The organism is Rhizobium sp. Leaf453, assembly GCF_001425605.1.
In the GTDB taxonomy this organism is placed as follows: domain Bacteria; phylum Pseudomonadota; class Alphaproteobacteria; order Rhizobiales; family Rhizobiaceae; genus Pararhizobium.
In genome coordinates this window covers 51,427-75,447 of record NZ_LMRG01000011.1, presented here as the reverse complement: position 1 = coordinate 75,447, position 24,021 = coordinate 51,427, and the positions used below count along the sequence as shown (strand labels likewise).

At 59.2% G+C, this 24,021-nt stretch carries 22 protein-coding genes and 1 tRNA gene; 9 read left to right on the top strand and 14 right to left on the bottom strand.

Features of this window, described 5'->3' with window-relative positions:
• The 5 genes from ASG68_RS13605 to ASG68_RS13585 all read right to left on the bottom strand — a co-directional run.
• A partial coding sequence (locus ASG68_RS13605; protein WP_413814014.1) for an electron transfer flavoprotein subunit beta/FixA family protein occupies positions 1 to 326 on the bottom strand: 326 nt, incomplete at its 3' end.
• Between the two features lie 288 nt (positions 327 to 614).
• A complete protein-coding gene (locus tag ASG68_RS13600) occupies positions 615 to 1,409 on the bottom strand; it encodes a rhomboid family intramembrane serine protease (protein ID WP_062581631.1) in 795 nt (264 codons plus the stop codon).
• A 33-nt stretch (positions 1,410 to 1,442) separates the two neighbouring features.
• Positions 1,443 to 2,021: a cob(I)yrinic acid a,c-diamide adenosyltransferase gene (locus ASG68_RS13595; RefSeq protein ID WP_062581630.1), complete on the bottom strand. Its 579-nt coding sequence runs from the start codon at positions 2,019 to 2,021 to the stop codon at positions 1,443 to 1,445.
• A 3-nt stretch (positions 2,022 to 2,024) separates the two neighbouring features.
• Entirely contained in the window at positions 2,025 to 2,222 is a 198-nt protein-coding gene (locus ASG68_RS13590; protein WP_062581628.1) for a twin transmembrane helix small protein, read from the bottom strand.
• A gap of 22 nt (positions 2,223 to 2,244) precedes the next feature.
• Entirely contained in the window at positions 2,245 to 3,078 is an 834-nt protein-coding gene (locus ASG68_RS13585; RefSeq protein ID WP_062581627.1) for an SDR family oxidoreductase, read from the bottom strand.
• Positions 3,079 to 3,168: 90 nt separating this feature from the next.
• Between ASG68_RS13585 and ASG68_RS13580 the strand changes: the two genes are divergently transcribed.
• Positions 3,169 to 4,107, top strand: coding sequence for a YihY/virulence factor BrkB family protein (locus tag ASG68_RS13580; RefSeq protein ID WP_244484228.1), 939 nt, complete (start codon positions 3,169 to 3,171; stop codon positions 4,105 to 4,107).
• Here ASG68_RS13580 and gluQRS read toward each other — a convergent pair.
• Positions 4,102 to 4,992: a tRNA glutamyl-Q(34) synthetase GluQRS gene (gluQRS, locus tag ASG68_RS13575; protein WP_062581624.1), complete on the bottom strand. Its 891-nt coding sequence runs from the start codon at positions 4,990 to 4,992 to the stop codon at positions 4,102 to 4,104. The two genes, ASG68_RS13580 and gluQRS, sit on opposite strands and share 6 nt — an antisense overlap.
• A 90-nt stretch (positions 4,993 to 5,082) precedes the next feature.
• Here gluQRS and ASG68_RS13570 point away from each other — a divergent pair, with 90 nt between their 5' ends.
• The 4 genes from ASG68_RS13570 to ASG68_RS13555 all read left to right on the top strand — a co-directional run bounded on the left by ASG68_RS13570 (position 5,083) and on the right by ASG68_RS13555 (position 7,387).
• Positions 5,083 to 5,730 (top strand): DNA-3-methyladenine glycosylase family protein, encoded by a 648-nt coding sequence (locus ASG68_RS13570; RefSeq protein WP_062581622.1) that lies wholly within the window; start codon positions 5,083 to 5,085, stop codon positions 5,728 to 5,730.
• 108 nt (positions 5,731 to 5,838) lie between these two features.
• On the top strand, positions 5,839 to 6,396 hold the full coding sequence (locus ASG68_RS13565) for an HNH endonuclease (RefSeq protein ID WP_062581620.1): 558 nt from the start codon (positions 5,839 to 5,841) through the stop codon (positions 6,394 to 6,396).
• Between the two features lie 124 nt (positions 6,397 to 6,520).
• The gene (locus ASG68_RS32410) at positions 6,521 to 6,904 is read left to right on the top strand and encodes a hypothetical protein (RefSeq protein ID WP_244484226.1); all 384 of its coding nucleotides are present in this window, start codon (positions 6,521 to 6,523) and stop codon (positions 6,902 to 6,904) included.
• Between the two features lie 39 nt (positions 6,905 to 6,943).
• Complete coding sequence (locus ASG68_RS13555) at positions 6,944 to 7,387, top strand: SMI1/KNR4 family protein (RefSeq protein ID WP_062581616.1); 444 nt, start codon at positions 6,944 to 6,946, stop codon at positions 7,385 to 7,387.
• A gap of 53 nt (positions 7,388 to 7,440) precedes the next feature.
• Here the strand turns inward: ASG68_RS13555 and ASG68_RS13550 are convergent, their stop codons facing one another.
• Complete coding sequence (locus ASG68_RS13550) at positions 7,441 to 7,962, bottom strand: disulfide bond formation protein B (protein ID WP_156373852.1); 522 nt, start codon at positions 7,960 to 7,962, stop codon at positions 7,441 to 7,443.
• A gap of 22 nt (positions 7,963 to 7,984) precedes the next feature.
• A complete protein-coding gene (locus ASG68_RS13545; protein WP_062581613.1) occupies positions 7,985 to 8,572 on the bottom strand; it encodes a YqaA family protein in 588 nt (195 codons plus the stop codon).
• A 175-nt stretch (positions 8,573 to 8,747) separates the two neighbouring features.
• Between ASG68_RS13545 and ASG68_RS13540 the strand changes: the two genes are divergently transcribed.
• Positions 8,748 to 8,832 (top strand) — tRNA-Leu (locus tag ASG68_RS13540).
• Positions 8,833 to 9,016: 184 nt separating this feature from the next.
• Here the strand turns inward: ASG68_RS13540 and ASG68_RS32765 are convergent.
• The 3 genes from ASG68_RS32765 to ASG68_RS13525 form a co-directional block, all read right to left on the bottom strand.
• Complete coding sequence (locus ASG68_RS32765; protein WP_062581611.1) at positions 9,017 to 12,187, bottom strand: beta strand repeat-containing protein; 3,171 nt, start codon at positions 12,185 to 12,187, stop codon at positions 9,017 to 9,019.
• Between the two features lie 195 nt (positions 12,188 to 12,382).
• Positions 12,383 to 15,514, bottom strand: coding sequence for an efflux RND transporter permease subunit (locus ASG68_RS13530; RefSeq protein ID WP_062581610.1), 3,132 nt, complete (start codon positions 15,512 to 15,514; stop codon positions 12,383 to 12,385).
• 3 nt (positions 15,515 to 15,517) lie between these two features.
• Positions 15,518 to 16,660 (bottom strand): efflux RND transporter periplasmic adaptor subunit, encoded by a 1,143-nt coding sequence (locus ASG68_RS13525; protein ID WP_062581608.1) that lies wholly within the window; start codon positions 16,658 to 16,660, stop codon positions 15,518 to 15,520.
• Between the two features lie 471 nt (positions 16,661 to 17,131).
• Between ASG68_RS13525 and ASG68_RS13520 the strand changes: the two genes are divergently transcribed.
• Complete coding sequence (locus ASG68_RS13520) at positions 17,132 to 17,356, top strand: hypothetical protein (RefSeq protein ID WP_062581606.1); 225 nt, start codon at positions 17,132 to 17,134, stop codon at positions 17,354 to 17,356.
• Between the two features lie 12 nt (positions 17,357 to 17,368).
• On the opposite strand, the gene ASG68_RS13515 is transcribed toward ASG68_RS13520, so the two are convergent.
• On the bottom strand, positions 17,369 to 18,682 hold the full coding sequence (locus ASG68_RS13515; protein ID WP_062581604.1) for a calcium-binding protein: 1,314 nt from the start codon (positions 18,680 to 18,682) through the stop codon (positions 17,369 to 17,371).
• A 163-nt stretch (positions 18,683 to 18,845) separates the two neighbouring features.
• Between ASG68_RS13515 and ASG68_RS13510 the strand changes: the two genes are divergently transcribed.
• Positions 18,846 to 20,507, top strand: a complete 1,662-nt coding sequence (locus ASG68_RS13510; RefSeq protein ID WP_062581602.1) for an AMP-binding protein — start codon at positions 18,846 to 18,848, stop codon at positions 20,505 to 20,507.
• Here the strand turns inward: ASG68_RS13510 and ASG68_RS13505 are convergent.
• The gene (locus ASG68_RS13505; protein WP_062581600.1) at positions 20,476 to 21,759 is read right to left on the bottom strand and encodes a GNAT family N-acetyltransferase; all 1,284 of its coding nucleotides are present in this window, start codon (positions 21,757 to 21,759) and stop codon (positions 20,476 to 20,478) included. The genes ASG68_RS13510 and ASG68_RS13505 overlap by 32 nt on opposite strands.
• Complete coding sequence (locus ASG68_RS13500; RefSeq protein WP_062581598.1) at positions 21,756 to 23,177, bottom strand: lipopolysaccharide biosynthesis protein; 1,422 nt, start codon at positions 23,175 to 23,177, stop codon at positions 21,756 to 21,758. Before ASG68_RS13500 ends, ASG68_RS13505 begins: the two co-directional genes overlap by 4 nt.
• A 341-nt stretch (positions 23,178 to 23,518) precedes the next feature.
• On the opposite strand from ASG68_RS13500, the gene ASG68_RS13495 reads away from it, so the two are divergent.
• Positions 23,519 to 23,902 carry a DUF2750 domain-containing protein gene (locus ASG68_RS13495; protein ID WP_062581596.1) on the top strand — a complete coding sequence of 128 codons (384 nt, stop codon included), beginning with the start codon at positions 23,519 to 23,521 and terminating at the stop codon, positions 23,900 to 23,902.
• Positions 23,903 to 24,021: the final 119 nt, after the last annotated feature.

The window sequence follows — 24,021 nt, the reverse complement described above, 5'->3', positions numbered from 1 at the left end:
TGCTCGGCCTCGGCCACACCCTTGATAATCTTGGCAACGGCGAGCGGCTCGACCGCATCGTCCGTCTCGACCAGGATCGCCCGGTCGGCACCCATGGCGAGCGCCGTGCGCAGCGTCTCTTCCGCCTTGGCCGGACCGACCGAAACCACCACCACTTCCTCGGCCTTGCCGGCTTCCTTCAGACGCAGAGCCTCTTCCACCGAAATCTCGTCGAACGGGTTCATCGACATCTTCACATTCGCAAGCTCGACACCCGTCCCATCCGCCTTCACGCGGATCTTCACGTTGTAGTCGACGACACGCTTGACGGTGACCAGGATTTTCATGATGTCCTTCCTTACGAAACGTTTGCGAGAAAATGCGCTTTAACGCAGCGGCCTGATTGTCGATTGGCGACATCGATACGCGTTTTTTCTCCAATTACAATCTTTGCCTCCAGGCTCCCTGAAAGATTGTCACGGGAAAAATACTGACGTTTACGTGCGCGTCAATCAGAATCTCGCCGCTGCTGTCATTTCACCATTTCGACATCGGGTGCCTATTCCCGCCTCATCCACCCAATGCCTTGTTCCATCTGCTAATTTCCGGATGCTGCGGATTTCCGTGGTTCGGCTTTACGACGGCCTGCCCCAAAGCGTCGGCTTCACCGGTGTTTCCGAAGCGGGGTCGGCCGGCGTCGCGACAGTCGCCTCGACATGCCGGACGGCGCGCGGGGTGACGATCGTCCGGTCGAAAAGCGGAACATCCCGGCGTCGCAAAATGACCACCAGGATCAGGCCTGCAATGATGCCGCCGACATGCGCGCCCCAGGAGATGCCGCCATCGGGATCGATGACCAGCATGAAGAATTGCTGGCCAAGCCAGAGCGCCAGCGGAATGAAGGCGGGAAGCGGAAGCGGGATGCGGAACATCACCAGCACCCAGACGCGGACCTTCGGATGCAGCAGGAAATAGGCGGCGACGACGCCGGAAATGGCGCCGGACGCGCCGATCAGCGGCGCCTGGGATTCCGTATTCACGAGACCATGCGTAAAGGCGCCGGCGGCTGCGCAGAGGAGATAGAAGATGAGGAAGCGGACATGCCCCAGTGCGTCCTCGACATTGTCTCCGAACACCCAGAGAAAGATCATGTTGCCGAACAAATGCCAGAAGTCGCCATGCAGGAAGGAATAGGTGATGTAAGTGGCTTCGTCGGGAACCAGAACGAGGTTCGGCGCCAGATGGGCATAGTCGAAGGCGATGGCGGGGATATAGCCGAGCCCCATCGTCGTTGCGTTGGAGAACTCTTCCGGCGCGAGCAGCGGTCCGGTCACCAGCCAGATCAGCGTGTTCAGGATGATCAGACTTATGGTGACATATTGGACCTTGATATGCTTCAGGGAGTTGGCGTCGTGCAGCGGTATGAACATGAGGTCCCCTGAAGGCTTGGCCGTGCGAAAACCTTACCTGTTTTTTCCCGGAACCCAAAGCACATCCGACTTGCCTTGGTCGTTGGTCCAGCGGGCCGCGACGAAGAGGAAATCGGAGAGGCGATTGACATATTCCAGCGCCGGCTCGCTGATCGTTTCGCCCTCGATGCGGGCTAGCTCCACCATATGCCGCTCGGCGCGCCGGACAATCGTACGGGCAATATGCAGGGTCGATGCCGCGCCACTGCCGCCGGGCAGCACGAAGGAACGCAAGGGGTCAAGATCGCTGTTAAGCAGGTCGATCTCCGCCTCCAGCCGTGTCACCTGCGCCGCGATGATCCGTAGCGGCTCATAGGGCAGGGTTTCGCCCGTGTCGGGCGTGGAGAGATCGGCGCCGAGATCGAACAGGTCGTTCTGGATGCGCATCAGCATGGCGTCGAGCGTAACGAGATCGCCGGTATGCTGCCGCGCCAGACCGATGAAGGAATTGGCTTCGTCGACCGTACCATAGGCCTCGACGCGCAGGTCGCTCTTCAGACGCCGCGGGCCAGCCGCAAGGCCGGTCGTGCCGTCGTCGCCGGTCCTGGTGTAGATCTTGTTGAGCTTGACCATCGTTTAGCGACCGCCGCCGGTGATCCAAAGCGTCAGCATGATCAGCAGGACCGCGATTGCCTGCAGGAAGACGCGGGCCTGCATCAGCTTGTTCGACGTGTTGCCGCTGCCGCCCTTGGCCATGGTCAGCAGGCCGCGAATGAGAACGATGACGACGAGGCCCATGACGAGCAGGGTCAGGCCGGTGAGAAAACTTTGCATGCGCGTATCCTTGCCTTTCAGCTCAGCCGAGACGGCCGATAAAACGATAGAACAGTGCGGCCGGGAGCAGCTTCTTCAAAAGCGCGCCCTGTTTGGCCGGTTGCGTCACGACGTAATGCGGCTTCGGCTTCTTGGCCGTCAAGGCGCGTTTCAGCACATCGTAGACGGCATCGGGGCCGAGCTTGCCGGCAACGGGGCCGCTGGCGCCGGTCAGCCGCCGCATCTGCCGTTCATATTCCGCCGCATGCATCGAGCCCTTCAGATCGATGAACCGCTCGATATGCGTGATGGCATTGGCCATGAAGCGCGATTCGATCGGTCCCGGCTCGATCAGGCTGACCTCGATGCCGCTGCCGGCCAGTTCCATCCGCATGGTCAGCGTCAGCCCCTCCAAAGCGAATTTCGAGGCATTATAGGCGCCGCGCCATCTGTACGGCACAATGCCCAGAATGGATGAGCACTGGACGATCCGCCCATGCCCCTGCGTCCGCATCGCCGGGATGACCCGCCGGGTCAGGTCGTGCCAGCCGATGACATTGGTCTCTAGTTGCAGCCGTAGCGCTTCCGTCGGCAGGTCCTCCACCGCGCCCGCCTGGCCATAGGCGCCGTTGTTGAACAAGGCATCCAGCCGGCCGCCGGTTCGGGCAAAAACCTGATCGACCAGATCCGATATGGTCTCCGGCTTCGTATAATCCATCAGGAACGCCTCGATACCGTCTTTTTCAAGGCTTTCGAGGTCGGCCTGCCGGCGCACGGTGGCAAAGACGCGCCAGCCGTCCTTTTGCAGTGCGCGCGCACACCAGGCGCCGATGCCGGAGGAGCAGCCGGTGATGATTATCGAGGGACGGTCGGTCATGATTGGCTTTTCCTGTAGAAATCGCGGTCCGGTTTCCCATATTCAGGAACGGGTTACAATCCGACTGACATCAACGCTCCGGGAGAGAGAATGCCGGCTTTCATACGCATCGCCTGGAAGGTCGTCTTCGATGCCGTCTGGCATTTCAGCGAGGATGACGGCTGGGCGATGGCAAGCCATGTGGCGCTTTCCACGCTTCTGGCGATCTTTCCTTTCCTGATCTTCGGCACCGCGCTCGGCAGCTTTCTCGGCGCTGACCAGTTCGCCACCACGGCGGTGCATTTCATCTTCGATACCTGGCCGGAATCGATCGCCAAACCGATTTCCGATGAGGTCGTCCAGGTTCTGACCATCCCGCGCGGCGGGCTTCTGACCATATCGGTGCTGGCGGCCGCCTACTTTGCCTCGAACGGCGTCGAGGCGCTGCGCATCTCCCTCAATCGCGCCTATCGGGTGGCCGAAAGCCGGGCCTGGTACAAGACCCGTATTGCCAGCCTTGCTTTCGTGCTGGCCGGTGTTCTAGTGCTGGCCATTGTCAGCATCCTGCTCGTCGCCGTGCCGCTCGCCATCCGCTATGCCAGCACCTATGTGCCCTGGTTCGACAATCTCCTGGCCTGGATCGACAGCTGGAGCCTTGTCGGCGTCTTCATCATGCTGACCACCGGCCTGATCGTCAGCCATCTCTGGCTGCCCGATGGTCGCCGCAAGATCCTCGACGTGCTGCCGGGCATCATCCTGACGCTGATCGCCTGGTCGATCGGCGCCTATGTCTTTGCTTCCTATCTCGCCACCTTCGCCAACTATGTCTCGACCTATGCGGGCCTGGCGTCGATCATGATCGCGCTGGTCTTCCTCTATATCGTCGGCGCCATCTTTATCATCGGTGCGGAGATCAATGCCGCGATCATGAAATACAAGGTCAAGCGCATGGTGATCCGCCATATCCGGGGCATGAAGGACGAGGACAAGCCTGTGGAAACGGTGGATGCCCCGCAAGTTCCGGACGTGCCAGGCAAGAACGCCCTATAGGCCGATCATCGCACGGACATCCGCCGGCGTCGTGCCGGTCTCGCGGAATGCGGAAATCCCGATATCACGATTGCTTTTCGAAAGCTTGCGCCCGTCCTCGCCGGGGATCAGGCGGTGGTGGTGGTAAAGCGGTTCTGGCAGGTCGAGCAGGCGCTGCAGCAGCCGGTGAACAGAGGTGGCGTGGAACAGGTCACGCCCGCGCACGACATGGGTAACGCCCTGTTCAGCATCGTCCAGCGTCACCGCCAGATGATAACTCGACGGTGCATCCGACCGCGACAGCACCACATCACCCCAGCGGGCCGGGTCGGCGACGATCGCTCCGGTTTCGTCGTCAGGCCCGGCGCCGCTTTCCTGCCAGTTGAGAGGGTCCGCCAACTGGGCGACGGCCTTTTCCATATCCAGCCGCCAGGCATGCGGCTTGCCGCTCGAAAGCCTGTCCCGTCTTTCCGACGGGGATAAGTCCCGCTCGTCGCCCGGATAGACCGGCGCGCCATCGGGATCGCGCGGCCAGATATTCCCATCTTTCTCGAATGCTGCAACCCGAGCCTTGATCTCGCTGCGGGTCAGGAAGGATGGATAGACAAGGTCACGGTCGATCAGCTTTTGTAGTGCTTGACGGTAGAGATCGAGATGCTCCGACTGCCGCCGGACGGGTGTCTCCCAGTCGAGCCCCAGCCAGCCGAGATCCTGAAAAATAGCCGCTTCGTATTCCGGCGTGCAGCGGGTCCTGTCGATATCCTCGATCCGCAGCAGGAAGCGCCCGTTTCGTGCCTTCGCCATATCGTTGTTGAGAATGGCCGAGAGCGCGTGGCCGAGGTGCAGGAGACCGTTCGGGCTTGGCGCGAAACGGAAAACGGGTTGTTTTGGCAAGGCTTCATCCATACCTTGTCTTGCCACGGAAACGCCGACCCGGCCATAGGTTTGGCCGGCCATCGGTCGTCGAAACGGTGTCGGCGCTGGAGGAAGCAGACCATGCGGATTATCCGCACGCATGAGGATATCACCGCCGGCCTGAGCGGGCTGGTGATGCTCGATGCGCGGCTGGAGCATGTCGTGTCGAAGGCCGGCCCCGTGCCTCTGCGTCGCACTGATCCCGGCTATCGCGGCATTGCCAATATCATCGTCTCGCAGATGGTGTCCAAGGCGAGCGCCGCCGCCATCTGGTCGCGGATGGAAGCATCTCTGGGAGACATCAATGCTGACACCGTCCATTCGATGTCGGATGACGATTGCCGCCAGTTGGGCCTGTCGAGGGCGAAAGCCGATGCGCTGCGGCGGGTCGCCGCTGCCGTCCTGTCGAGAGAGCTTGATCTTGAGGCGATCTGTTCGATCGAGGGTGCCGCCGCCATCCGCGAGATGACAGCCATCAAGGGCGTCGGCCGATGGACGGCGGAAGTCTATCTTCTCTTCTGCGCCGGCCATCCGGATGTCTTTCCGGTCGGCGACGTGGCGCTGCAAAACGCTGTCGGGCACGCCCTGATGCTGGAGATGCGGCCGTCCGCCCGCGAACTCGATTCGCTGACGGAAATCTGGGCGCCCTGGCGCAGTGTCGCGGCGCGGCTTTTCTGGGCCTATTATGCCACCGAAATGCGCCGCGACGGCATGCCGGTGACACCTTAAGGTAAAAACCGAATCTTTTGTTTCCTTTTTCCTTTTGGCTTCACAATCCTGACGCAACGCGCCTAATATAGAAGGTGCAGGTGCCGAATCGAGCAGGAGTTTACTGGCTTGACGATTGCAGTCTCACCACATGGCCTTCCGGCGCTCGTGTTGAACGCCGATTACAGGCCGCTGAGTTATTACCCCTTGTCGCTCTGGTCCTGGCAGGACGCGATCAAGGCCGTTTTCCTAGACCGCGTGCATATCCTGGCCGAATACGATCATCAGGTCTCTTCCCCCAGCTTCTCCATGCGACTGCCCAGTGTCGTCTGCCTGAAAAGCTACGTCCAGCCCTCGCGCCATCCGGCGTTTACCCGGTTCAACGTTTTCCTGCGTGACCGGTTCGAATGCCAGTATTGCGGCTCGCCGGACGACCTGACGTTCGACCACGTGATCCCGCGCTGCTGCGGCGGCCAAACCACCTGGGAAAACGTCGTTGCCGCCTGCTCGCCCTGCAATCTGCGCAAGGGCGGCAAGCTGCCGCGCCAGGCCGGTATGTTCCCGCACCAGAAGCCCTTCCACCCGACGGTGCAGGACCTCCACAACAACGGCCGCCTCTTCCCGCCGAACCATCTGCACGAAAGCTGGATGGACTATCTCTATTGGGATGTGGAACTGCAGCCTTAAGGGCTGGCTTTCCGTGCTGCTAAAAGGTGACCAGCCAATTCTTGGCCAGTTAGCCTCTGTGGTTTTGTGCCCCACGCGTGGGCAGGCTTTATTCTAATTTCAGATTTTTTTGTCACCCTGCATTATGGCAAAAAATGTAACGCTTTTTCGGCGGGTAAAACACGGCGATCCGTCTCAAAAATTCGCTGTTTTGAGCGAGGATATTCAACGGTCGGCGAAGCATATTTCCGGAACGTTGTCATTCGGTTTCGTTGTTGCCATCACCTTTTTGGCTGTTGCCGCTACCTCATTTCTTGTTGCTGGTGGATGGATCCATATTCCGCGCCACATCTACGATCCTGCCTGCGATATCAAAGGCAATATCGCCGCTGAGGACCGAGAAAAAATCTACCATCTGCCGGCAGACAGTTACTACGACGATGCCTTGATTTCATGGCTGAATGGCGAGAGATGGTTTTGCTCGGAAGACGAAGCTCAGGCGGCGGGTTGGCGGCGAGCGAAAATCTGATTTTCCCCGATCTGGAATGCCATACAACGGGATTGCGTTATGACGATGGAAGAATTCAACAAAATTCATGAACACTACAAGCTGCAAAAGCCATCTCTTTTTGGGCCGGCAACATCTGATCGCCCGGCAACTGAAGTTCAGTTGAAAAGGGTGGAGGATGAAATCGGCCTGCGTTTGCCGGCTTCGTATCGGGCATTTCTGCAAATTTATGGCGGTGGATATTTTGGCTTTACCAATATCTTTTCTGCCGACCCGGACAGCGAGTTTTATCTTCCGCTGAAACAGTCCGAAGCATCCCCCTTCCTGCCGGCAGGGTTGCTGGCTATCTCGGACGACGAGGCAGGAGGCTTGTATGTGATGAAGGTTGATGACGGCATCGTGACGGAGACCATTCTTTACTGGAATACAGACGGCGGTCTGATCCGAACCGAGTTTGATGGCATTCTTCAGTTCATTGCGCGATGTGCCTACGAAGCTGCCTGAAACACAGACTTTTCTTGGCTAGGTTTCGTGCTGAGGCCATAATCCCGCTGGACTTACTTCGTCCTCACCCCACGCAGCGCAATCCCAGCCAAAATCACGCTCGCAATCACGTTCCACCCGGCAAACGATAGCCCCAGCACGCGCAGCGCCGCGTCCGTGCAGGAGGGGCCGTGCTTGCTGTCGAGATCGCCGAGCAGGTCGCCGACATTGGAGGAGACGCCCTGTGCACTGGTGGCGCAGGTCGCCGGGCCTTCCCAGAAGTGCCATTCGACGCCGGCGTGATAGATACCGATGCCGGCACCCACCAGCATCAGGATGGCAATGACGCCGAGCAGGACGCGGGTCAGTCGCACCGGCAGCTTCACCACGGAGCTGACGATGGCGATGATGCCGATCGGAATGCCCCAGTAATAGGGCGTGCGCTGCATCAGGCAGAGCGCGCAGGGAATATAGCCACCGATATGCTCGAAGGCGAGCGCGCCGCCAACGGTAGCCGCCATGCCCAGCGTCACAAGGAAGGAGGGCAGGAGGCGGCGGTCAGGGGAGGTGAGGCTGTCGCTCAAGGCGGGCTCCATGGAATTCAGCACGATGGAATGATCAGGCAAGGAAACGATAGGCGGCGAACATGGCGATCAGCACACCGGCGGCCGCCGCTGCAAGCAGACCCAGCCGCTTTTCAATGAAATGGCGGATTTCCTCGCCGTAACGGCGCAGCAGCCAGGCCAGAATGTAGAAACGGGCGCCGCGTGCGATGATCGCGGAGATGATGAACAGGCCGAGATTGATATTGGCGGCCCCGGACAGGATGGTCACCACCTTGATCGGCGGCAGGTGCGCGAGACCCGAGGTCACCAGCAGCAGCACCAGCGTCTCGTAACCCACCGAAGCCTTCATCGTCTCGAAGGCTTCGAGCTTGCCGTAGAAATGCAGGATGGGCTTGGCGAGCGTCTCGAAGGCATAGTGTCCGATATACCAGCCGGCGATGCCGCCGAGCACGGACGCGACCGTCGCCACGAAGGCGTAGCGATAGGCCTTCTCCGGCTTTGCCAGCGCCATCGGCAGGTAGAGAACGTCGGCGGGAACGAGGAAGACGGAGCTCTCGACGAAGGCGATGATGGCAAGCCAGGCTTCTGCGGATTTCCGGGCGGCGAGCGACATTGTCCAGTCGTAAAGGCGTCGGAGCATGCGGTTCTTCCTGTTGAGGTCAAAGCCTTTTAGCAGGAACCGTCGTGCTGTAAATGACTTGCTGCAGGCGCGAACTGCACAGTTTTGTGATTCTCGGCCGGTGATATTCAAAATCCCGGTTGACCGCCTGGAAACGCATCGTGTACACGCATTTTACTACCGCAAAGGTATCCGTGCCCCGTTGGCGGAATTGGTAGACGCGCCTGACTCAAAATCAGGTTCCGAGAGGAGTGCTGGTTCGATTCCGGCACGGGGCACCACCTCGCATCTCAAGTGACGACATATCTGGGTTTATGGGCTTGAGTGCGTGAATGTCGCCTCCGGACGTCTGCTTGGCACGTCTACAGGGTAACCCGGATGGGGCCAGCGTCACCGAAGTCTCACACGGCGCGGACCGGTGAGGCGCTTCGATGTCCGGCTGAGTGGCGTTTGCGCGCCGGTATCTCAGATGATGATAAAATCCTTGTAGGTCATGGCGAGGTTCGGGTCCATGACGGCGATCAGCACGCTGCCGCCAGACGCGCTACCATTGCTGTCGTAATAGAGTTCACCGGTATCGCTTTCGTAGATCAGTCGCTGGCTGCTTGTCGTGGCATGGCCGGTCGAGTTGCGGACGAAGGCGGATGAAGACAGCGCGCCTGCGGCACCGATCTTGGTGAAGATGGCGTTTTCCAGCCTGATCGTATCATCGGCAACGGAGAAGTCGGCAATCTGGTCGACATTGGTCGATGCGCTCGGCGGAGCATTCAGCACGAACGCGTCCTTCCCGGACCCTCCGGTCAGCGTGTCGTTGCCGGTACCGCCGATTAGGATGTCGTTGCCGGCGCCACCAGAGATAATATCGTTCCCCGCTGCGCCAATGAGGGTGTTGTTCCCGGTATTGCCGGCGAGGCTGTTGTTCAACAGATTGCCCGTGCCGTTGATATTGGCTCCACCTTGTAGTGTCAGCCGTTCGATCTCGGCATAGCTCATCAGTGAACGGCTGATCGTCGAATAGATCGTGTCGATGCCGCCGCTGTCACTAACGGTGTCGTTCCCTGCGGCGAGCATGTATCTGTCGTTGCCGAGGCCGCCGGCGAGCGTATCCTGACTGCCGCCGCCATCCAGGGTGTTGTCACCATCATTTCCGGTAATGGTGTTCTTGAAGGCGTTGCCGGTGCCGTTGATATTGTCCGTTCCCTGAAGTGTGAGGCGCTCGATGAAGCTGTAGTCAACGAGCGTGCGGCTGATCGTCGAACGAATGACGTCATTGCCGCCGCTGTCAATGATCGTGTCGAAGCCGTTGGCGAGGATGAACACGTCGTTTCCGATGCCGCCATCCAGGGTGTCCGCGCCGGCGCCACCGTCCAGAACATCATTGCCGTCGAAGCCGCGCAGGGTGTTTGCGTTCGCATTGCCGATAAGTGTATTATCAAGCGAATTGCCGTTGCCGTTGATCGCCAGGCTGTCGGTCAGGGTCAGGTTCTCCTGATAGGCACCGAGGCTGCGCGCGACGCTGGAGATAATGGTGTCGATCCCGCCGTTTGAAGCGCTGGATTCTATCACCACATCAGTAGTCTGATCGACAAAGTAATAGTCGTTCCCCGTGCCGCCTTCCATCCTGTCTATGCCAGTCCCACCATTGAGGCTGTCATTCCCAGCCCCACCCACGAGTGTATCTTTGCCGGCAGCACCGCTCAGACCATTGTTTCCGCTGTTGCCGATGATGATGTTGTCCAGACTGTTTCCCATGCCCGACTCGTTTGCCGTTCCCGCAAGCGTGAGATTTTCGACAAGGCTGTGGAGATTGAGGCTGATGGTGGAAATAATTGTATCGATGCCTCCAGACGCGCGGTTACTGACCTCGGTGATTCGATCGGAATATCCATCGACATAATAGGTATCATTTCCTGTTCCGCCCTCCATCTGGTCGCCACTGAGGCCGCCGTTCAGCGTATCGTTGCCGCTGCCTCCAATGAGAGTGTCGTTGCCGGATCCGCCATTCAGCACATCGTTTCCACCATTTCCCGTCAGCTTATTGGATGGGCTGTTGTTGCCGGTAATGGTGTTGTCGAGGTCGTTGCCTGTTCCTTTAAGGTACCCAGAGCCGGTGAGGATGAGGTTCTCGACGTTGTCGCTCAGGACATAGTCAATACCGGCGCGAACCGTGTCGACACCACTGGCGCCCCCCGATTTTTCGATGACCCTGTCGACGACATTATTGACGAAATAAGTGTCATTGCCATCGCCGCCCACCATGAATACGCCATTGAGGATATCGTCACCGGCAAGGCCATCGATTCTGACACCGGCGCCGCCGTTGAGCGTATCATTGCCGGCCGTGCCGCTGATGTCGAAAGCCGCGAGGTTGTCGTTGGCGTCAACGCGCTGAGTGAAGATGCCCGGTGAATCTTCCATCGTCCACTTCACGATATATCCACCGTCTGCCAACGCAATAATGGAGCGCTCGCCGGCGACAAAGTTTGCGTCCCCCTTTGTCGTGTTGATGCGTATTTCTCCGCCGATTGCATTGCCATCGGAGTCGAAGTGGCGCGCGAGAATGTCGTCTTTCCCGAACGCGGTGCGCTGTGACAGCCAAACGACGACATAGCTACCATCGCTAAGTACGGCAACGGATGGTGATCTTTGGGAGAATTCTGTTGTGATGCTCACCGCAATTTGGCCGCCGACCGGCACGCCATCGGCATCAAAATGCCGCAACACAATGTCACCCGGGTATGCAGAATCATCCTCGTCTACAGATGTCACAACGAAACCACCGTCTTGCAATGCTGCCACACCTTGCTCGGGTGTGTACGGCATGTATTTTCCTCCGCTTAACGCTGTGCCATCGGCGGAAAAAACCTGTAAATGATCGTATCTTTGGGAATACTGGTCTTCGGTACCATAATTTCGGACTCTAAAGGTTGCCCAGGAAACGACATATGTACCGTCCTCCAACTGCGTTACGGCTATCGCGCGGAACGCCTCTGCGTCCAACGGAGAGTCCAGCTTCGTCTCTGTGTTGATGGGGGCAAAATTGGTATCGTAGAGACGAACATAAAGTCCGTCAGACCGGGCTGAGGTGGTAACGAAGCCACCATCGCTCAGCGTGTAGACCTTGGACGCATCTACAAGATCGACTTCTCCGCTAACGATTCCCCCCATCGCGTCATAGCGTTGCACAAACGTTCGGTTGACAACGCCATCGCTATCAAATTCGTTACCGACAACGACAAAGCTTCCCGATGGGTCGATAATGACCGAGGCCCTTGCTGCGATAGTGACGCCAACCTCGTCTCCGGTCGCCGTGCCTGCCGCATCGTAACGCTGAATGTGAATATCCGTGTTGCTGTTTGATACGGATGTCAGCCAAGAAAGATAGTAGCTACCATCGTCGAGAACGAGGGACGCGCGGTTTGAAGCGCTCGATATCTTGACCTCTCCAACCCGCGAGACTGTGTCGGCACCCAGATCGACATCACCGTCGTCAAACCGGACAGTCTTTGCATCAGTCAGGCTTGTTGTGCCAGTATTGCCATCGGTGGCGTCTATGTCCACGACCGTCAGCCGGCCATCGACGGCCTCGAAACGGTAGCCTTTCGCCTTTCCGGCCAATACCACGATATCGCTCATGTTTTCCCTCCCGAGGTGCTGCCAAGCCGCGACGTTCAACGTGAACCAAACGTCTCAAGGCAGTGCGCCGAGAATATTATTGATCCGGAATATAAGTAAATCCGCTCTGGATGGCGAGTTATTCGGCGCAACACTATCCTATCTGCGGAAATCAGGGTAAGCAACACGCCAGTTGTTGTGACGTGTTGCTTTAATTCACTCTTCCGTCTTCTTCCCGATCGACTTTGCCTTTTCCCGCAGCCACTGGAAGTTCACATACAGCATCGGGATGAGGAAAATGCCGACCAGCGCCGAGCCGAGCATGCCGCCGAAGACGGCGGTGCCGACGCCGCGGCGGCTGAGCATGCCCGCGCCCTCGGCGATGACGAGTGGCACGAGGCCGGCGATGAAGGCGAAGCTGGTCATCATGACGGCGCGGAAGCGCTCGCGGGCGCCTTCGACAGCCGCTTCCGAAATGCCCAACCCATGCTTGCGGCGCTCCATCGCGAATTCGACGATCAGAATGCCGTTCTTCGCCGCCAGCGCGATCAGCACGACGAGACCGATCTGGGCATAGATGTTGTTGTCGAGCCCGGCGAGTTTCAACGCGATCATGGAGCCGGTGATGGCGGCCGTGACCGATAGCAGCACCGCGACCGGGATGGTCCAGCTTTCATAGAGGCCGACGAGGAACAGGTAGGCAAACAGCACCGCGAGCCCCAGGATCATCGAGGTCTTGCCGCTGGCCTCGATTTCCTGCAGCGCGGTCCCGGTCCATTCATAGCTGTAGCCGGGCGGCAGCGTCTTGGCGGAGACGGCCTCCATGGCCGCGATCGCTTCGCCGGAACTGCGTCCGGGGGCGGGGCCGCCGTTGATCGTCGCGCTGGCATTGTTGTTGTAGCGCACGATCATCTGCGGGCCGAGGATCAGGCGCGCTTCGGCGAAGGCCCGGATCGGCACCATCTGACCCTTGTTGTTGCGGACATTGATCCGGTAGATGTCGTCGACCTTCGAGCGCTCCGATGCCTCGCCCTGCACCGTCACCTGCCAGGTGCGGCCGAACAGGTTGAAGTCGTTGGCATAGGCGCTGCCGAGAACCGATTGAAGCACATTGAACACGTCGGAAACCTGGATGCCGAGCGTCTGTACCTTCTCACGGTCGATATCGAGATAGAGTTGCGGCGTGTTGGCGGCATACGTTGTGAAGACGCGGGAGAGCGCCGGATCCTGGTTGGCGGCAAAGACAAGGCCGCGCGCCGCCTGGGCGATCTGCGTGGCGTCGCTGCCGGTGAGGCTCAGGAGCTGGTATTCAAAACCGCTACCGGTTCCCAATCCGATGATCGGCGGCAGGTTGTAGACGATGACGTTGGCGTCGCGGACCTCCGCTTGCAGTTCGGCGGTCAGTTTTGCAATCAGGCTGTTGACGGAAAGCTCCACCGTGGCGCGGTCGGCAAACGGTTTCAGTGTGATGACCATAAGCCCGGCATTCGATTTCACCTGCCCATCAAGCAAGCTGTAGCCGACCACCGACATGACGCCATCGACGCCCTCGGTCTTGCGCAACATCTCCTCGACACGCTTTGCAGTCTCATTTGTTCGGTTCACGGAAGCGCCGTCCGGCAGCACGATTTCACCGAAGATGGCACCCTGGTCCTCGGACGGCAGGAAGCCGGTCGGCGTCACCTTCATCAGCCAACCCGTCGTGAGGCCGAGCCCGACGAGGAGGACCAGACCCACAAAGGCGAAACGAACGGCACGCCGTACGACGGATGCATAACCGTCCCGGGCATAGTCGATCCCCTGCAGGACATAGCGGATCGGGCCGCGCTTCGGGCCGTGCTGGGCCTTCAGAAGCACCGAGCAGAGTGCAGGCGACAAGGATAGCGCGTTGATAGCCGAAATCACCATGGAGACGGAAACCGCCACCGCGAACTGCCGGAACAGTTCGCCGGAAATGCCGGGGATGAAGGCCACAGGAATGAATACGGAGAGCAGGACGAGGGTGATCGCCACGATCGGGGCGGTAATCTCGCCCATGGCGCGCCGGGCCGCTTCCGCCGGTGAGATGCTGGGGTCCTTTTCGAGATGCGCCTCGACGGCCTCGACGACGACGATTGCGTCATCGACCACGATACCGATCGCTAGAACGAGTGCCAGCAGCGAAACGGTATTGGCGGAAAACCCGAGCGCCATCATCACGGCAAAGGTGCCGATCAGCGAGACGGGAACGGCGATCAGCGGAATGAGCGTGGCGCGCACGCTGCCGAGGAACAGATAGACGACGATCACGACGAGGATGAAGGCTTCGACCAGCGTCTTGATGACCTCGTGGATGCTTTCATTGACGAATTCGGTCGTGTCGTAGGTCACCTTGTATTCGACGCCGTCTGGAAACGACGGCTTGAGCTTTTCTAGTAAGGTGTCGATCGCCGTGGCGGTGGCGATCGCATTGCCGCCGGGTGACTGGTAGATGCCGAGAACGGCAGCCGGTGTACCGTCCTGCCGTCCGATCTGCTCAGCCGATTTCGAGGTGAGTTCGACGCGCGCCACGTCGCGGATGCGCACGAAGGAGCCGTCGGGCTGCGCCCTGAGCACGATGCTTTCGAATTCCTCGACGCTGGTCAGACGGCCTTTCGTCTGGATCGTCAGCTGGAATTGCTGATCCGGCAAAGCGGGCTGCGCGCCAATGCGGCCGATGGCGGCCTGCACGTTCTGCTTCTGGAGAGCGGCGACGATATCGCTCGGGGTCATGCCGAAGTTCGTCAGCTTTTCCGGCGTCACCCATATGCGCATGCTGTAGTCGGATGGCGTAAGCAGCGTGACGTCGCCGACGCCGGGAATGCGCTTCAGGCCATCGATGACGTTGATCGTCGCATAGTTCGACAGAAACAATTGATCCTGCTTCCCGTCCTTCGATGTCAGAGCAATGATCTGCATCAGTGCCGATGACTTCTTCTTGACGCTGATCCCCTGCGCCCGCGCTTCCTGCGGCAGTTGCGCTTCTGCGAGGTTGACGCGGTTCTGCACATTGACTGCGTTGATATCGGGATCGGTCCCGACGGCGAAGCTGACGGTCAGGGTGTAGCTGCCATCGTTGCCGCTGGTCGATTTCATGTAGATCATGTTATCGACGCCGACGACGCGGGATTCGATCGGCTGGGCAACAGACTGCTGGACCGTCTCGGCGCTGGCGCCGGGATAGCTGACGGTCACCGAGACCTGCGGCGGCACGATATCCGGAAACTGGGCGATCGGGATGGCGCTCAACGCGACAAGGCCGGCAATGGTGATGACGAGCGAAATGACGACCGCGAGCCGTGGCCGATCGATGAAGATACCCGACAGCATGGCTCAGGACCCCGACTTCGCTTCAACAGGATCGACAACTTGTCCGGGACGAACCCGCTGGATGCCTTCCGTCACGATCCGGTCGCCGATGGAAAGTCCCTTGGTCACGGAGAGTTCGCTCCCCTGAACCTGTCCGGGTTCGATCCTGCGGACCTCGATCTTGTTGTCGGTGGTCACGACCAACGCAAAGGGGCCGGACTGGTCGATCTGGATCGCTGCCTGAGGCACGACAAGAGATTTTTCGGCGGTGCCACCTTCGACGATCACATTGACGAGTTGTCCGTCGATCAGAATCCGGTCCGGATTGGAGAAGCTGGCGCGGACCGGCACGGTGTCGGTGCCCTGGTCAACGGTCACATCCACGAAGTTCACCTTGCCGGGCTCGGCATAGCGCTTGCCATCGGCCAGCACCACATGCACGACGGCGGCATTGACGTTGTCGCCCATCGTGCCCTGGCTTCCGAGCTTTTCACGGATCGCCAGGATTTCGCGCTGGGAGACCGAAAAATTCACGTAGATCGGATCCTGGCTGACGACGGTTGCGAGGACATTGCTGGAGGGGCCGACGAAGTTGCCGACAGAATAGGCCGAGCGGCCGATGCGGCCGGCGATCGGCGCGTGGATTTCCGTGTAGCTGAGATCGAGCTTGGCCTTGTCCAGCGTCGCGTTCAACTGCGCCAGGCTGCCCTTCGCTTCGCTCTGCTTGGCGATCGCGAGATCGAGCTGGTTCTGCGGAGAGGCATTCTTGGCGACGAGGGCCGTCTGCCGGTCGACTTCGACATTGGCCAGTTCCAGTGCGGCCTCAGCCGATTGGATCGCGCCTTCGGCCTGCACGACAGCCGCCTCGTATTGGCCCTTCTCCATCACGAAGAGCAGGTCTCCTTCCTTGACATCCTGCCCTTCGGTGAAAAGGCGTTTCTCGAGGAAGCCATCGACACGCGCGCGCAACTCGACCTTGTCCACCGCTTCAATTCGTCCGGTAAAGGAAACCGAGGGGCGAATATCCTTCTCGACAACGGTCGTCACTGTGACGGAGGGAGGGGCTGCCGCCGGTTGTTGTTCGCTTTGGGCGGTTGCGATGCGGGGCCAAGCAAGTGTTGAAACGATCAAGATGGTTTTGGCGATCTGATAAGTGCAACCTGACATTGATCTCTCCCTCAACGGCCTCGGCAACAACCGGCCACACCTTCCTCTGGGGCGCGGCCTCTGTCAATCTAAGAGCGTTGCCAAATTTTCAGCTCGCGTTTGATTTGCAGGAATCGACGATACGCACGATTGACCTTTCGCCATACGGGGTTAGGCGAATGGGTTGTGCAAAACCAATTCCGCACACCGCCCAATTTGCGGCTACTTCCCGTCGCCTCCGGCATTTTGAGAGAACGGGCGCGATTCGTAAGACATGCAATAGGAGAGCGGTGGAGTATCGAATGTCCGCAATTTCAGTGGCGTTGCCACAATCAAAAGCTGCTTTTTGCTGTGCAGCAGACCAGACCTGCTCCAATTCAGGACAGGTCCAGCGGGATATTAACTGCCAATCCGCATCGCCATTGCAAATCAGCGCCGTCGTGATCAGTCTGGAACAAATTCATCCCCAATCGGCACACATGGAGGTCGAGCATGTCCCAGTCCGTTACGTCCTGCGCAGCTTTCGATGACGTCGATGCCCTGTCGGGCGCGCTCTTCTCATGGTGCGCCGAAAGGAGCATCCGGCTGCGCAGCCAGGAGGGGGTGAGCGCAGCCAGTGCCGTGATCGATCTGTTCTTCGCAGGCTACAAGACGCAGGACGAACTGCTCGGCGCGCTTAATGACCGCAACTGCCGGGAAGTCGCCTTCGCCTCGTGACCGCTGCGGCCGTCAGACGATAAAGAAATCGGCTGCAGTCACGGCGAGGCCCGTGCCGATCGTTGCGAAAAGAACCGACCCGCCGCTGGCATTGCCGTTGCTGTCATAATACAGCTCGCCGGTGTCGCTCTCGTAGATGATCCGGTCGGCCGCATCTGTCGCCAGGCCAGTCGTGTTCTTGGTAAATTGCCCTGAAGAAAGAGCACCAGTTCCCGTCAGTTTCGTGAAGATGGTATTGTCGAGACGGATCGTGTCGTCGGCTACACTGAAATCCTGGATTTCATCGACATTCGTCGTGGCGCTGAGTTTGCTGTCGAACAGGAAGATATCCTTGCCATCTTCGCCGCGCAGCACGTCGTTGCCCAGCCCGCCTGCCAAGAGATCGTTGCCCGCGCCACTTCTCAGGATATTGTTTGCGTCGTTGCCGTACAGCTTGTCTGCGGCGTCGCCCGTCCGCGCGCCTTCAATGCTGACCAAGGTATCGGTCTTTCCGAAGCCATCGGTGGCTTTTCCCGTTTCGAGATCGACAGTCACCGAGCCTGTGCCACCACGTCGAGAATCGCGATGATAGAGGGCAACGTCAAAGCCTGCACCGCCGTTGATGCTGTCGCGTCCGCCGAGCCCCATGAACTCGTCGTCGCCACTGGATCCCTTGAAGGTGTCGGCGAATTGGGTGCCACGGAACTGTTCGAATTGGGTAAAGGTTTCGGCATTCCCGAATTGGTCCGTAACCTTGCCGGTCGACGCATCCAGATTGATGCCGCGATAGGCGGACGGGGTGTAATACGCGTCATCGAACGACAAGGTATCGAAGCCGCCATTGCCATCATAGGTGTCCTTGCCTTCGCCACCGAGGACAAAGTCGTCGCCGGTTCCGCCGATGAAGGTATCGTCGCCACCATAGCCGATCAGGGTCTGCTCCCCGCTACTGCCTTTCAGCGTGTCATTGCCCCGCATCAGGTAGCGCGCAAGGCTGTATTGATCGAGGAGATCCTTGGTATCATAGAAAGCCTCAAGATCGACGTTCAAACCCGTAAGAGTTTGCATCTTGGTGGTGCCGTCGTTGAGGTAGACTTCGAAAGCAGTGATGGTGCCGTCGGTCGGATTTCCCTTGGAGTCGAACTTGAAATCCGTTCCGACAAGCTTCAGCTTCAAGCCATTGACGAGATTGAACTTGATTGTTGTCGCCGTTGCCGCGCCATTCTGCGTCGCTTTACTCAGGTCGACGACTTCCTCGAAAAACGGCATGTAGTCGAAGTCGGGAAGCGCGGGCTTGTATTTGTCAGGCGTAACTCCACCCGGGTAAAACGATGTAAAAACAGCCATTGAATAAGCCCCCAATTGAAAAAAGATAATATTTTTACTGCAACAGAAACCTTATTATTGTTGATTGAAATTCGCAACGTGGTTGATTGAAATACCGGGAAACTGTTGAAGTTTCCACGCTGGAAGTGTTATTGCAGTGCAGCGAATATCTTTCGGGTCTACGATGCTTCCCATCCGCGATACATATGAACAACTCTGCCGCGATTTCCGCTGGAATGTTCCGGAGAAGTTTAACATCGGCGTCGCGGTCAGTGATGATTGGGCGGTCCGTGATTCGGATCGGATCTGCCTGCAGCATTTCAACCCGGGTGGCCAGCACCTGTCTTTGACCTATGGCGCCTTTGCTGCCCGCTCCTCGTCTTTCGCACAAGGACTCCTTGATCGAGGCGTCATGCCCGCAGATCGTGTGGCGATCCTGCTCCCGCAAGGGTTCGAGACCGCGATCGCGCATGCGGGCATCTACAAGCTGGGTGGCATTGCACTGCCGTTAGCATTGTTGTTCGGGGTCGAGGCGCTGGAGTACCGGCTGCGCGACGCGGGAGCCTCGGCCCTCGTCACCAATCGGTATGGCCACGAAAAGGTCGCGGAGATTCGTAGCCGCTTGCCGGACCTGAAATGTATTGTGCTGACCGATGGCGATGCACCGGGCGCGATCCCTTTCGAAGAGTTGGCCAACACGCCAGCACTGTCGTTCAAACCGGCGGATACCACGCCTGATGATCCGGCAATGATGATCTACACGTCGGGGACTACCGGTCCGCCCAAGGGCGCGCTGCATGGTCACCGGGTTCTGCTCGGCCATGTCCCGGGCTTTCAGTTTCATCATGCTTTCCTGCCGCAGTCGGGTGACCGGATGTGGACGCCGGCCGACTGGGCCTGGGCAGGCGGGTTGCTTAACGCGCTTCTTCCGTCGTTGTTGCTGGGCGTTCCCGTTGTCTCGTCGCCTGGGCAGAAATTCGATCCGCACATGGCGTTCCGCATTCTGGAAGAGATGGATGTGCGCAACGCCTTCATTCCCCCGACGGCGCTGCGGCTGATGAAATCGGTCGAAAATCCGCGCTCCCTTTATCGGTTGAACCTCAGGACCATCGGTTCTGCCGGTGAAGCCCTCGGACGCGAGACCTGGGAACAGGCAAGCACTGCCTTCGGCATTCCTGTCAACGAGTTCTATGGCCAGACGGAATGCAACATCGTGCTGTCCTCCGCTGCCAATCTCGGCGTGCTGAAGCCCGGATCGATGGGCAAGGCCGCACCGGGCCATGAAGTCGCGATCATCGACGGCGAGGGCAGGGCCCTTCCCGCCGGTACGGTCGGACAGGTGGCCGTGCGGCGACCCGATCCGGTGATGTTCCTCGGATACTGGAAGAACGAGGCGGCAACAGCGGCAAAATTCATTGGCGACTGGATGACGACGGGCGACCAGGGTGTCCAGGACGAGGAAGGCTACGTCACCTTCTTCGGCCGCGACGACGATGTCATCACCTCGTCCGGGTATCGGATCGGCCCCGGCGAAATCGAGGATTGCCTCGCGGGTCATCCGGCCGTCCAGCTTGCGGCGGCGATCGGCAAGCCCGATCCGGTGCGCACCGAGATCGTCAAGGCCTATATCGTGCTGAAGCCGGGTCACAAGGCCGATCCCGCGCTGGAAACGGATATCCGCAACTGGGTGAAGACCCGCCTGTCGATGCACGAATATCCGCGCGAGATCGAGTTCCTCGACAGCCTGCCGTTGACCACCTCCGGCAAGGTCATCCGCCGCATCCTGCGCGACAGGGCGATGGCGGATGCCGTTCCTACCGCGACAGACGCGGCGCGAGCGATCTGATCTTCTCGCGCAGCAGGCGCGCCATGTTGCGCGTGTTGCGATAGAGGTGCAACTGGGCGGCAACCTGACGAACATCGCGGTCGCGGTTCTGGTGCAGGCCGATCACCAGTGTGCCCATATCCTCGCGCTCCTGCCACAACCTGCCGATCATCGGATGATCCGGCACGGCGCAACTGTCGGAACGGACGATGTTCGCGTCGTCGAGATGCCATTCGGTCAATTCCGCCAGCAGCAGCTTGCCCGGCGAATATTTGGCATATTCTTCGTTATAGGCGGTTTTCCAGGTGTAGGCTTCGCCAGCCATCATCAAGACGATCATCGAGGCGATCGCCTTGCCGTCGAAGTCGAGCGTGTGGATACGCACGCTGTCGGCTTCGGAGAGATTGGTGATCGCTTCCCGCGCAAACGCGGCGCGGTAGCGGTCGAGCACCATTGCCGTGCGCTGGCGGCCCTTCCATCCGCTGGCTTCCAGCGCCAGGAATTCCTCCATGCGGACGCGGATTTCGCCGGGTTGGCGGGCAACGTGATAGGAAACCTTGCCCAGTTTCTCGAGCAGATTCCATTGGCGGCGCAGTTCCTTCAGATGCGAACGGCTGATTGCCTGACGCAAATAGGTCTGTCCGTCCTGAAGGCTTTCCAGCATCGGCCGAGTAAAAGTGTCGGTCACGGTCAGCGGCAGGTTCCGGCCGATGGCGACGGCACGAGCAAGCTGGGCGAACTTGCCTTTTAGCCGCACGTCGGGAAGCACTAGCACGCCAGGCAGGCCGATGGCGGGACTGGACAGCGCTTCGTAGACATTGTCGATCGTCTCGGCGGCATCCTCGGCATCCAGAAGCGGGACGCCGAGCGGCCCGAACGGATTGGACCACGCGCGAATGATCGGCGCGCCGATGGAAAAACCGGGTTTCTCGATCGAAAACGGCATGAGGAAGCGAATGCGGCTGCGCCGGTCATCCCTGTCGCGGATCAGGGCCAGCCGGATGATGCGGTCTTCGAGGCGCGGCATGGCCGGCGCGAGGAAGCGACCGGTGAAGAAGACGTTCGGCTCCATCGCCCGGTTGGACAGGAAATCCAGTTCGGACTGCAGTTCATAGCCTTGCCGTGCGGGATAGATGCAAAGCTGCCGGCCCGGACGACCGATTGCCACTGTATTGTCGGCGAGGGGATGTTCCGGTGTCGGCGGCGCAAGACCGCCGAGGATACGGGCCGACCGGCTGTTGGCGTCATCGGGAAAATGGCGGTTGCCGGTCATGAGCGGGTAGCCTCTGCTTTGATGGTTCTTGCATGCGGGTCGGCGAAGGCAAACAGGGTGATGCCGAAGGTGCGGCGGACTGCGACATGAAGGAGGATGGCTTCGACAACCATGGCACCGGCGGTGGCAAAGGCTGCGCCCGTCAACCCGAACATCGGAATGAGCGTGGTGTTGAGTATCAGGTTGGCGACGAGTGCCGTGGCGTAGAGCGCCACGCAAAGCTTCTGCTGACCGGCCATGGTGAGAAAGGCTTCGGCTGGACCGACCAGCGCCTTGGCCATGATCCCGGCAAACAGGATCGCCATCAGCGTGTAACCGGACGTGAAGGCCGGGCCGAAGAGCGACAGCAGGAAATTGCCGCAGGCAAGGACCATGGCGCCGACCACCAGCGACGGCCAGAACGACCACTTGGCGCTTTCAACTGCAATCACCGCCAGTTGTTGCCGATCGGGATCGGCCATGGCTGCGGAAAACCGCGGCGCGGCAGCGGCCTTCACCGAGAACATCACGAAATGCACGAGCGCCATCGTCTTGGCCGCCGCAAAATAGATCGCTACGCTTTCCGGGTCGAGATAGAGCCCGACGATCACGACGTCGGAATTGGTCAGCATGAAGCCGAAGCCCTCGATCAGGAAGATCGGAAGCGCAACGCGGATCCAGGTGCCGAATTCGATGCGGCGCGGCCCCTTGACGTATCTGCGGCGCAGGCGAAAGGTCAGGATGAAAAACTGGGTAACGCTTGTAAGATAGGTCGCCGCCATCGCCGCGATCATTGCCGTGCGCGCCGTATGCGGCTCGCCGATCGCGACTGCCAGCATCATGAAACCGAGAATCAGGACCGGGCGGATGATATAGGTCGGGCTCAGCGCCGACACCGCCCAGCTATGGGCACGCGACGTGCCATCCATGACATCGCCCAGAGCAATCATCGGCAATGAGAAAATGCCGAGATAGAGCGGCACGAGATAATAGTTGTCGACGAAATCGCCGAACAGCCAGAGACCGCCGATGCCGGTCAGCGCGAGGCCGGTTGCGGACATCAGCGCGAAGACACGAACCGTCGTGGTCAGCCCCCGGATTTCCGGCAGCGCGTCGCGGGCATGATATTGCGGCAGAAACCGGATGATGGCGGTATGGAAGCCGAGGCAGGAAAGATTGCCGAACAGGACCACCAGCACCCAGACGAAAACGTAGATGCCGTACTCGAACTCGCCCATGACGCGGGCAAGGATGATCTGCGAAACGAAGGCGATGGCGGCGCTGATGACACGAATGGCAAAGGCGACGAGCGCCATGCGCTGCGCCAAATGCTTCGGATCGTTGCTGGTGAGGACCGGCCCAAGCTTTTCAAGCAGCAGCGCCAACCGATCCCTCAATGCGGGCGGCAAGATGCGTCCAGCCGTATGACACGCTGCCATGAACAATGGAATTACCCGAAACTACGCAAAACAGAATGCAACTCTTGCCAGAACAGCGTTAACAAACGGTGCAGCACCTGAAGTTTGCATCCTATTGTATAGCCGAATGCAGGCGAAAAAGCGTTTGATTCCAACAGAGATTGCATTTCAAACAACAATTCTTGAGTGAGGATTTGTGTTGTGAGGCGTCATATTTTCGTGATCGCACCGGCAAGGGGCGTCGACGCGTGGCCGACGCTTGCTGCGACCAATTGTTGGCGAGATGCAAATTTCGGTTGCCACTCGCCATGCGTTCAAGTCTGGCTATAAAATATATGGATGGATGGGCGAGAGGTCGGTGGATGAAAGTAAACCCGAAACAAATTCAGGCCGTGCTGACACTGTCACCGGAACGGCGTTTCGAGCACTTCTTGAAGGTGGTGACGGATCAAGAGTTAGTTTGGGGATTGTATCATGACGGGTGGGCCATGGCTGCAGATGACGAGGGCGTTCCAGCATTTCCGCTTTGGCCGCGGGAAGAATACGCCGAGCTGAACGCGATAGGCGAATGGGAATCCTTCACACCAAAGTCGATAAGTCTTGCGGATTTAATGGGTGAGTTTCTTCCGGGATTTCAGGAAAAGCAGATGTTGCCTTGTATATTTCTCACCCCAGGTGGCCGCGGTCTGACGCCAACCGTCGAGCAACTTCGCGAAGCGATCAACGCAGAACTGCAACGCTATTGACTGAAATCCCTCGATGTTGGTCAACGATATGATGCATTGGAGAGGTTTCAGCGCGCATTAATCAAGAAGGCCCGCCGGTATTTGCTGCGGACCTTCCGATATAGGGTTTGCTAAGCGCT

Excerpts from the sequence above, each read along its gene's own strand:
- ASG68_RS13600 (WP_062581631.1), bottom strand. The coding sequence starts at position 1,409 with ATGTTCATACCGCTGCACGACGCCAACTCCCTGAAGCATATCAAGGTC.
- ASG68_RS13595 (WP_062581630.1), bottom strand. The coding sequence starts at position 2,021 with ATGGTCAAGCTCAACAAGATCTACACCAGGACCGGCGACGACGGCACG.
- ASG68_RS13590 (WP_062581628.1), bottom strand. The coding sequence starts at position 2,222 with ATGCAAAGTTTTCTCACCGGCCTGACCCTGCTCGTCATGGGCCTCGTC.
- ASG68_RS13585 (WP_062581627.1), bottom strand. The coding sequence starts at position 3,078 with ATGACCGACCGTCCCTCGATAATCATCACCGGCTGCTCCTCCGGCATC.
- ASG68_RS13580 (WP_244484228.1), top strand. The coding sequence starts at position 3,169 with ATGCCGGCTTTCATACGCATCGCCTGGAAGGTCGTCTTCGATGCCGTC.
- gluQRS (WP_062581624.1), bottom strand. The coding sequence starts at position 4,992 with ATGGATGAAGCCTTGCCAAAACAACCCGTTTTCCGTTTCGCGCCAAGC.
- ASG68_RS13570 (WP_062581622.1), top strand. The coding sequence starts at position 5,083 with ATGCGGATTATCCGCACGCATGAGGATATCACCGCCGGCCTGAGCGGG.
- ASG68_RS32410 (WP_244484226.1), top strand. The coding sequence starts at position 6,521 with ATGGCAAAAAATGTAACGCTTTTTCGGCGGGTAAAACACGGCGATCCG.
- ASG68_RS13555 (WP_062581616.1), top strand. The coding sequence starts at position 6,944 with ATGACGATGGAAGAATTCAACAAAATTCATGAACACTACAAGCTGCAA.
- ASG68_RS13550 (WP_156373852.1), bottom strand. The coding sequence starts at position 7,962 with ATGGAGCCCGCCTTGAGCGACAGCCTCACCTCCCCTGACCGCCGCCTC.
- ASG68_RS13545 (WP_062581613.1), bottom strand. The coding sequence starts at position 8,572 with ATGCTCCGACGCCTTTACGACTGGACAATGTCGCTCGCCGCCCGGAAA.
- ASG68_RS32765 (WP_062581611.1), bottom strand. The coding sequence starts at position 12,187 with ATGAGCGATATCGTGGTATTGGCCGGAAAGGCGAAAGGCTACCGTTTC.
- ASG68_RS13530 (WP_062581610.1), bottom strand. The coding sequence starts at position 15,514 with ATGCTGTCGGGTATCTTCATCGATCGGCCACGGCTCGCGGTCGTCATT.
- ASG68_RS13525 (WP_062581608.1), bottom strand. The coding sequence starts at position 16,660 with ATGTCAGGTTGCACTTATCAGATCGCCAAAACCATCTTGATCGTTTCA.
- ASG68_RS13520 (WP_062581606.1), top strand. The coding sequence starts at position 17,132 with ATGTCCCAGTCCGTTACGTCCTGCGCAGCTTTCGATGACGTCGATGCC.
- ASG68_RS13515 (WP_062581604.1), bottom strand. The coding sequence starts at position 18,682 with ATGGCTGTTTTTACATCGTTTTACCCGGGTGGAGTTACGCCTGACAAA.
- ASG68_RS13510 (WP_062581602.1), top strand. The coding sequence starts at position 18,846 with ATGCTTCCCATCCGCGATACATATGAACAACTCTGCCGCGATTTCCGC.
- ASG68_RS13505 (WP_062581600.1), bottom strand. The coding sequence starts at position 21,759 with ATGACCGGCAACCGCCATTTTCCCGATGACGCCAACAGCCGGTCGGCC.
- ASG68_RS13500 (WP_062581598.1), bottom strand. The coding sequence starts at position 23,177 with ATGGCAGCGTGTCATACGGCTGGACGCATCTTGCCGCCCGCATTGAGG.
- ASG68_RS13495 (WP_062581596.1), top strand. The coding sequence starts at position 23,519 with ATGAAAGTAAACCCGAAACAAATTCAGGCCGTGCTGACACTGTCACCG.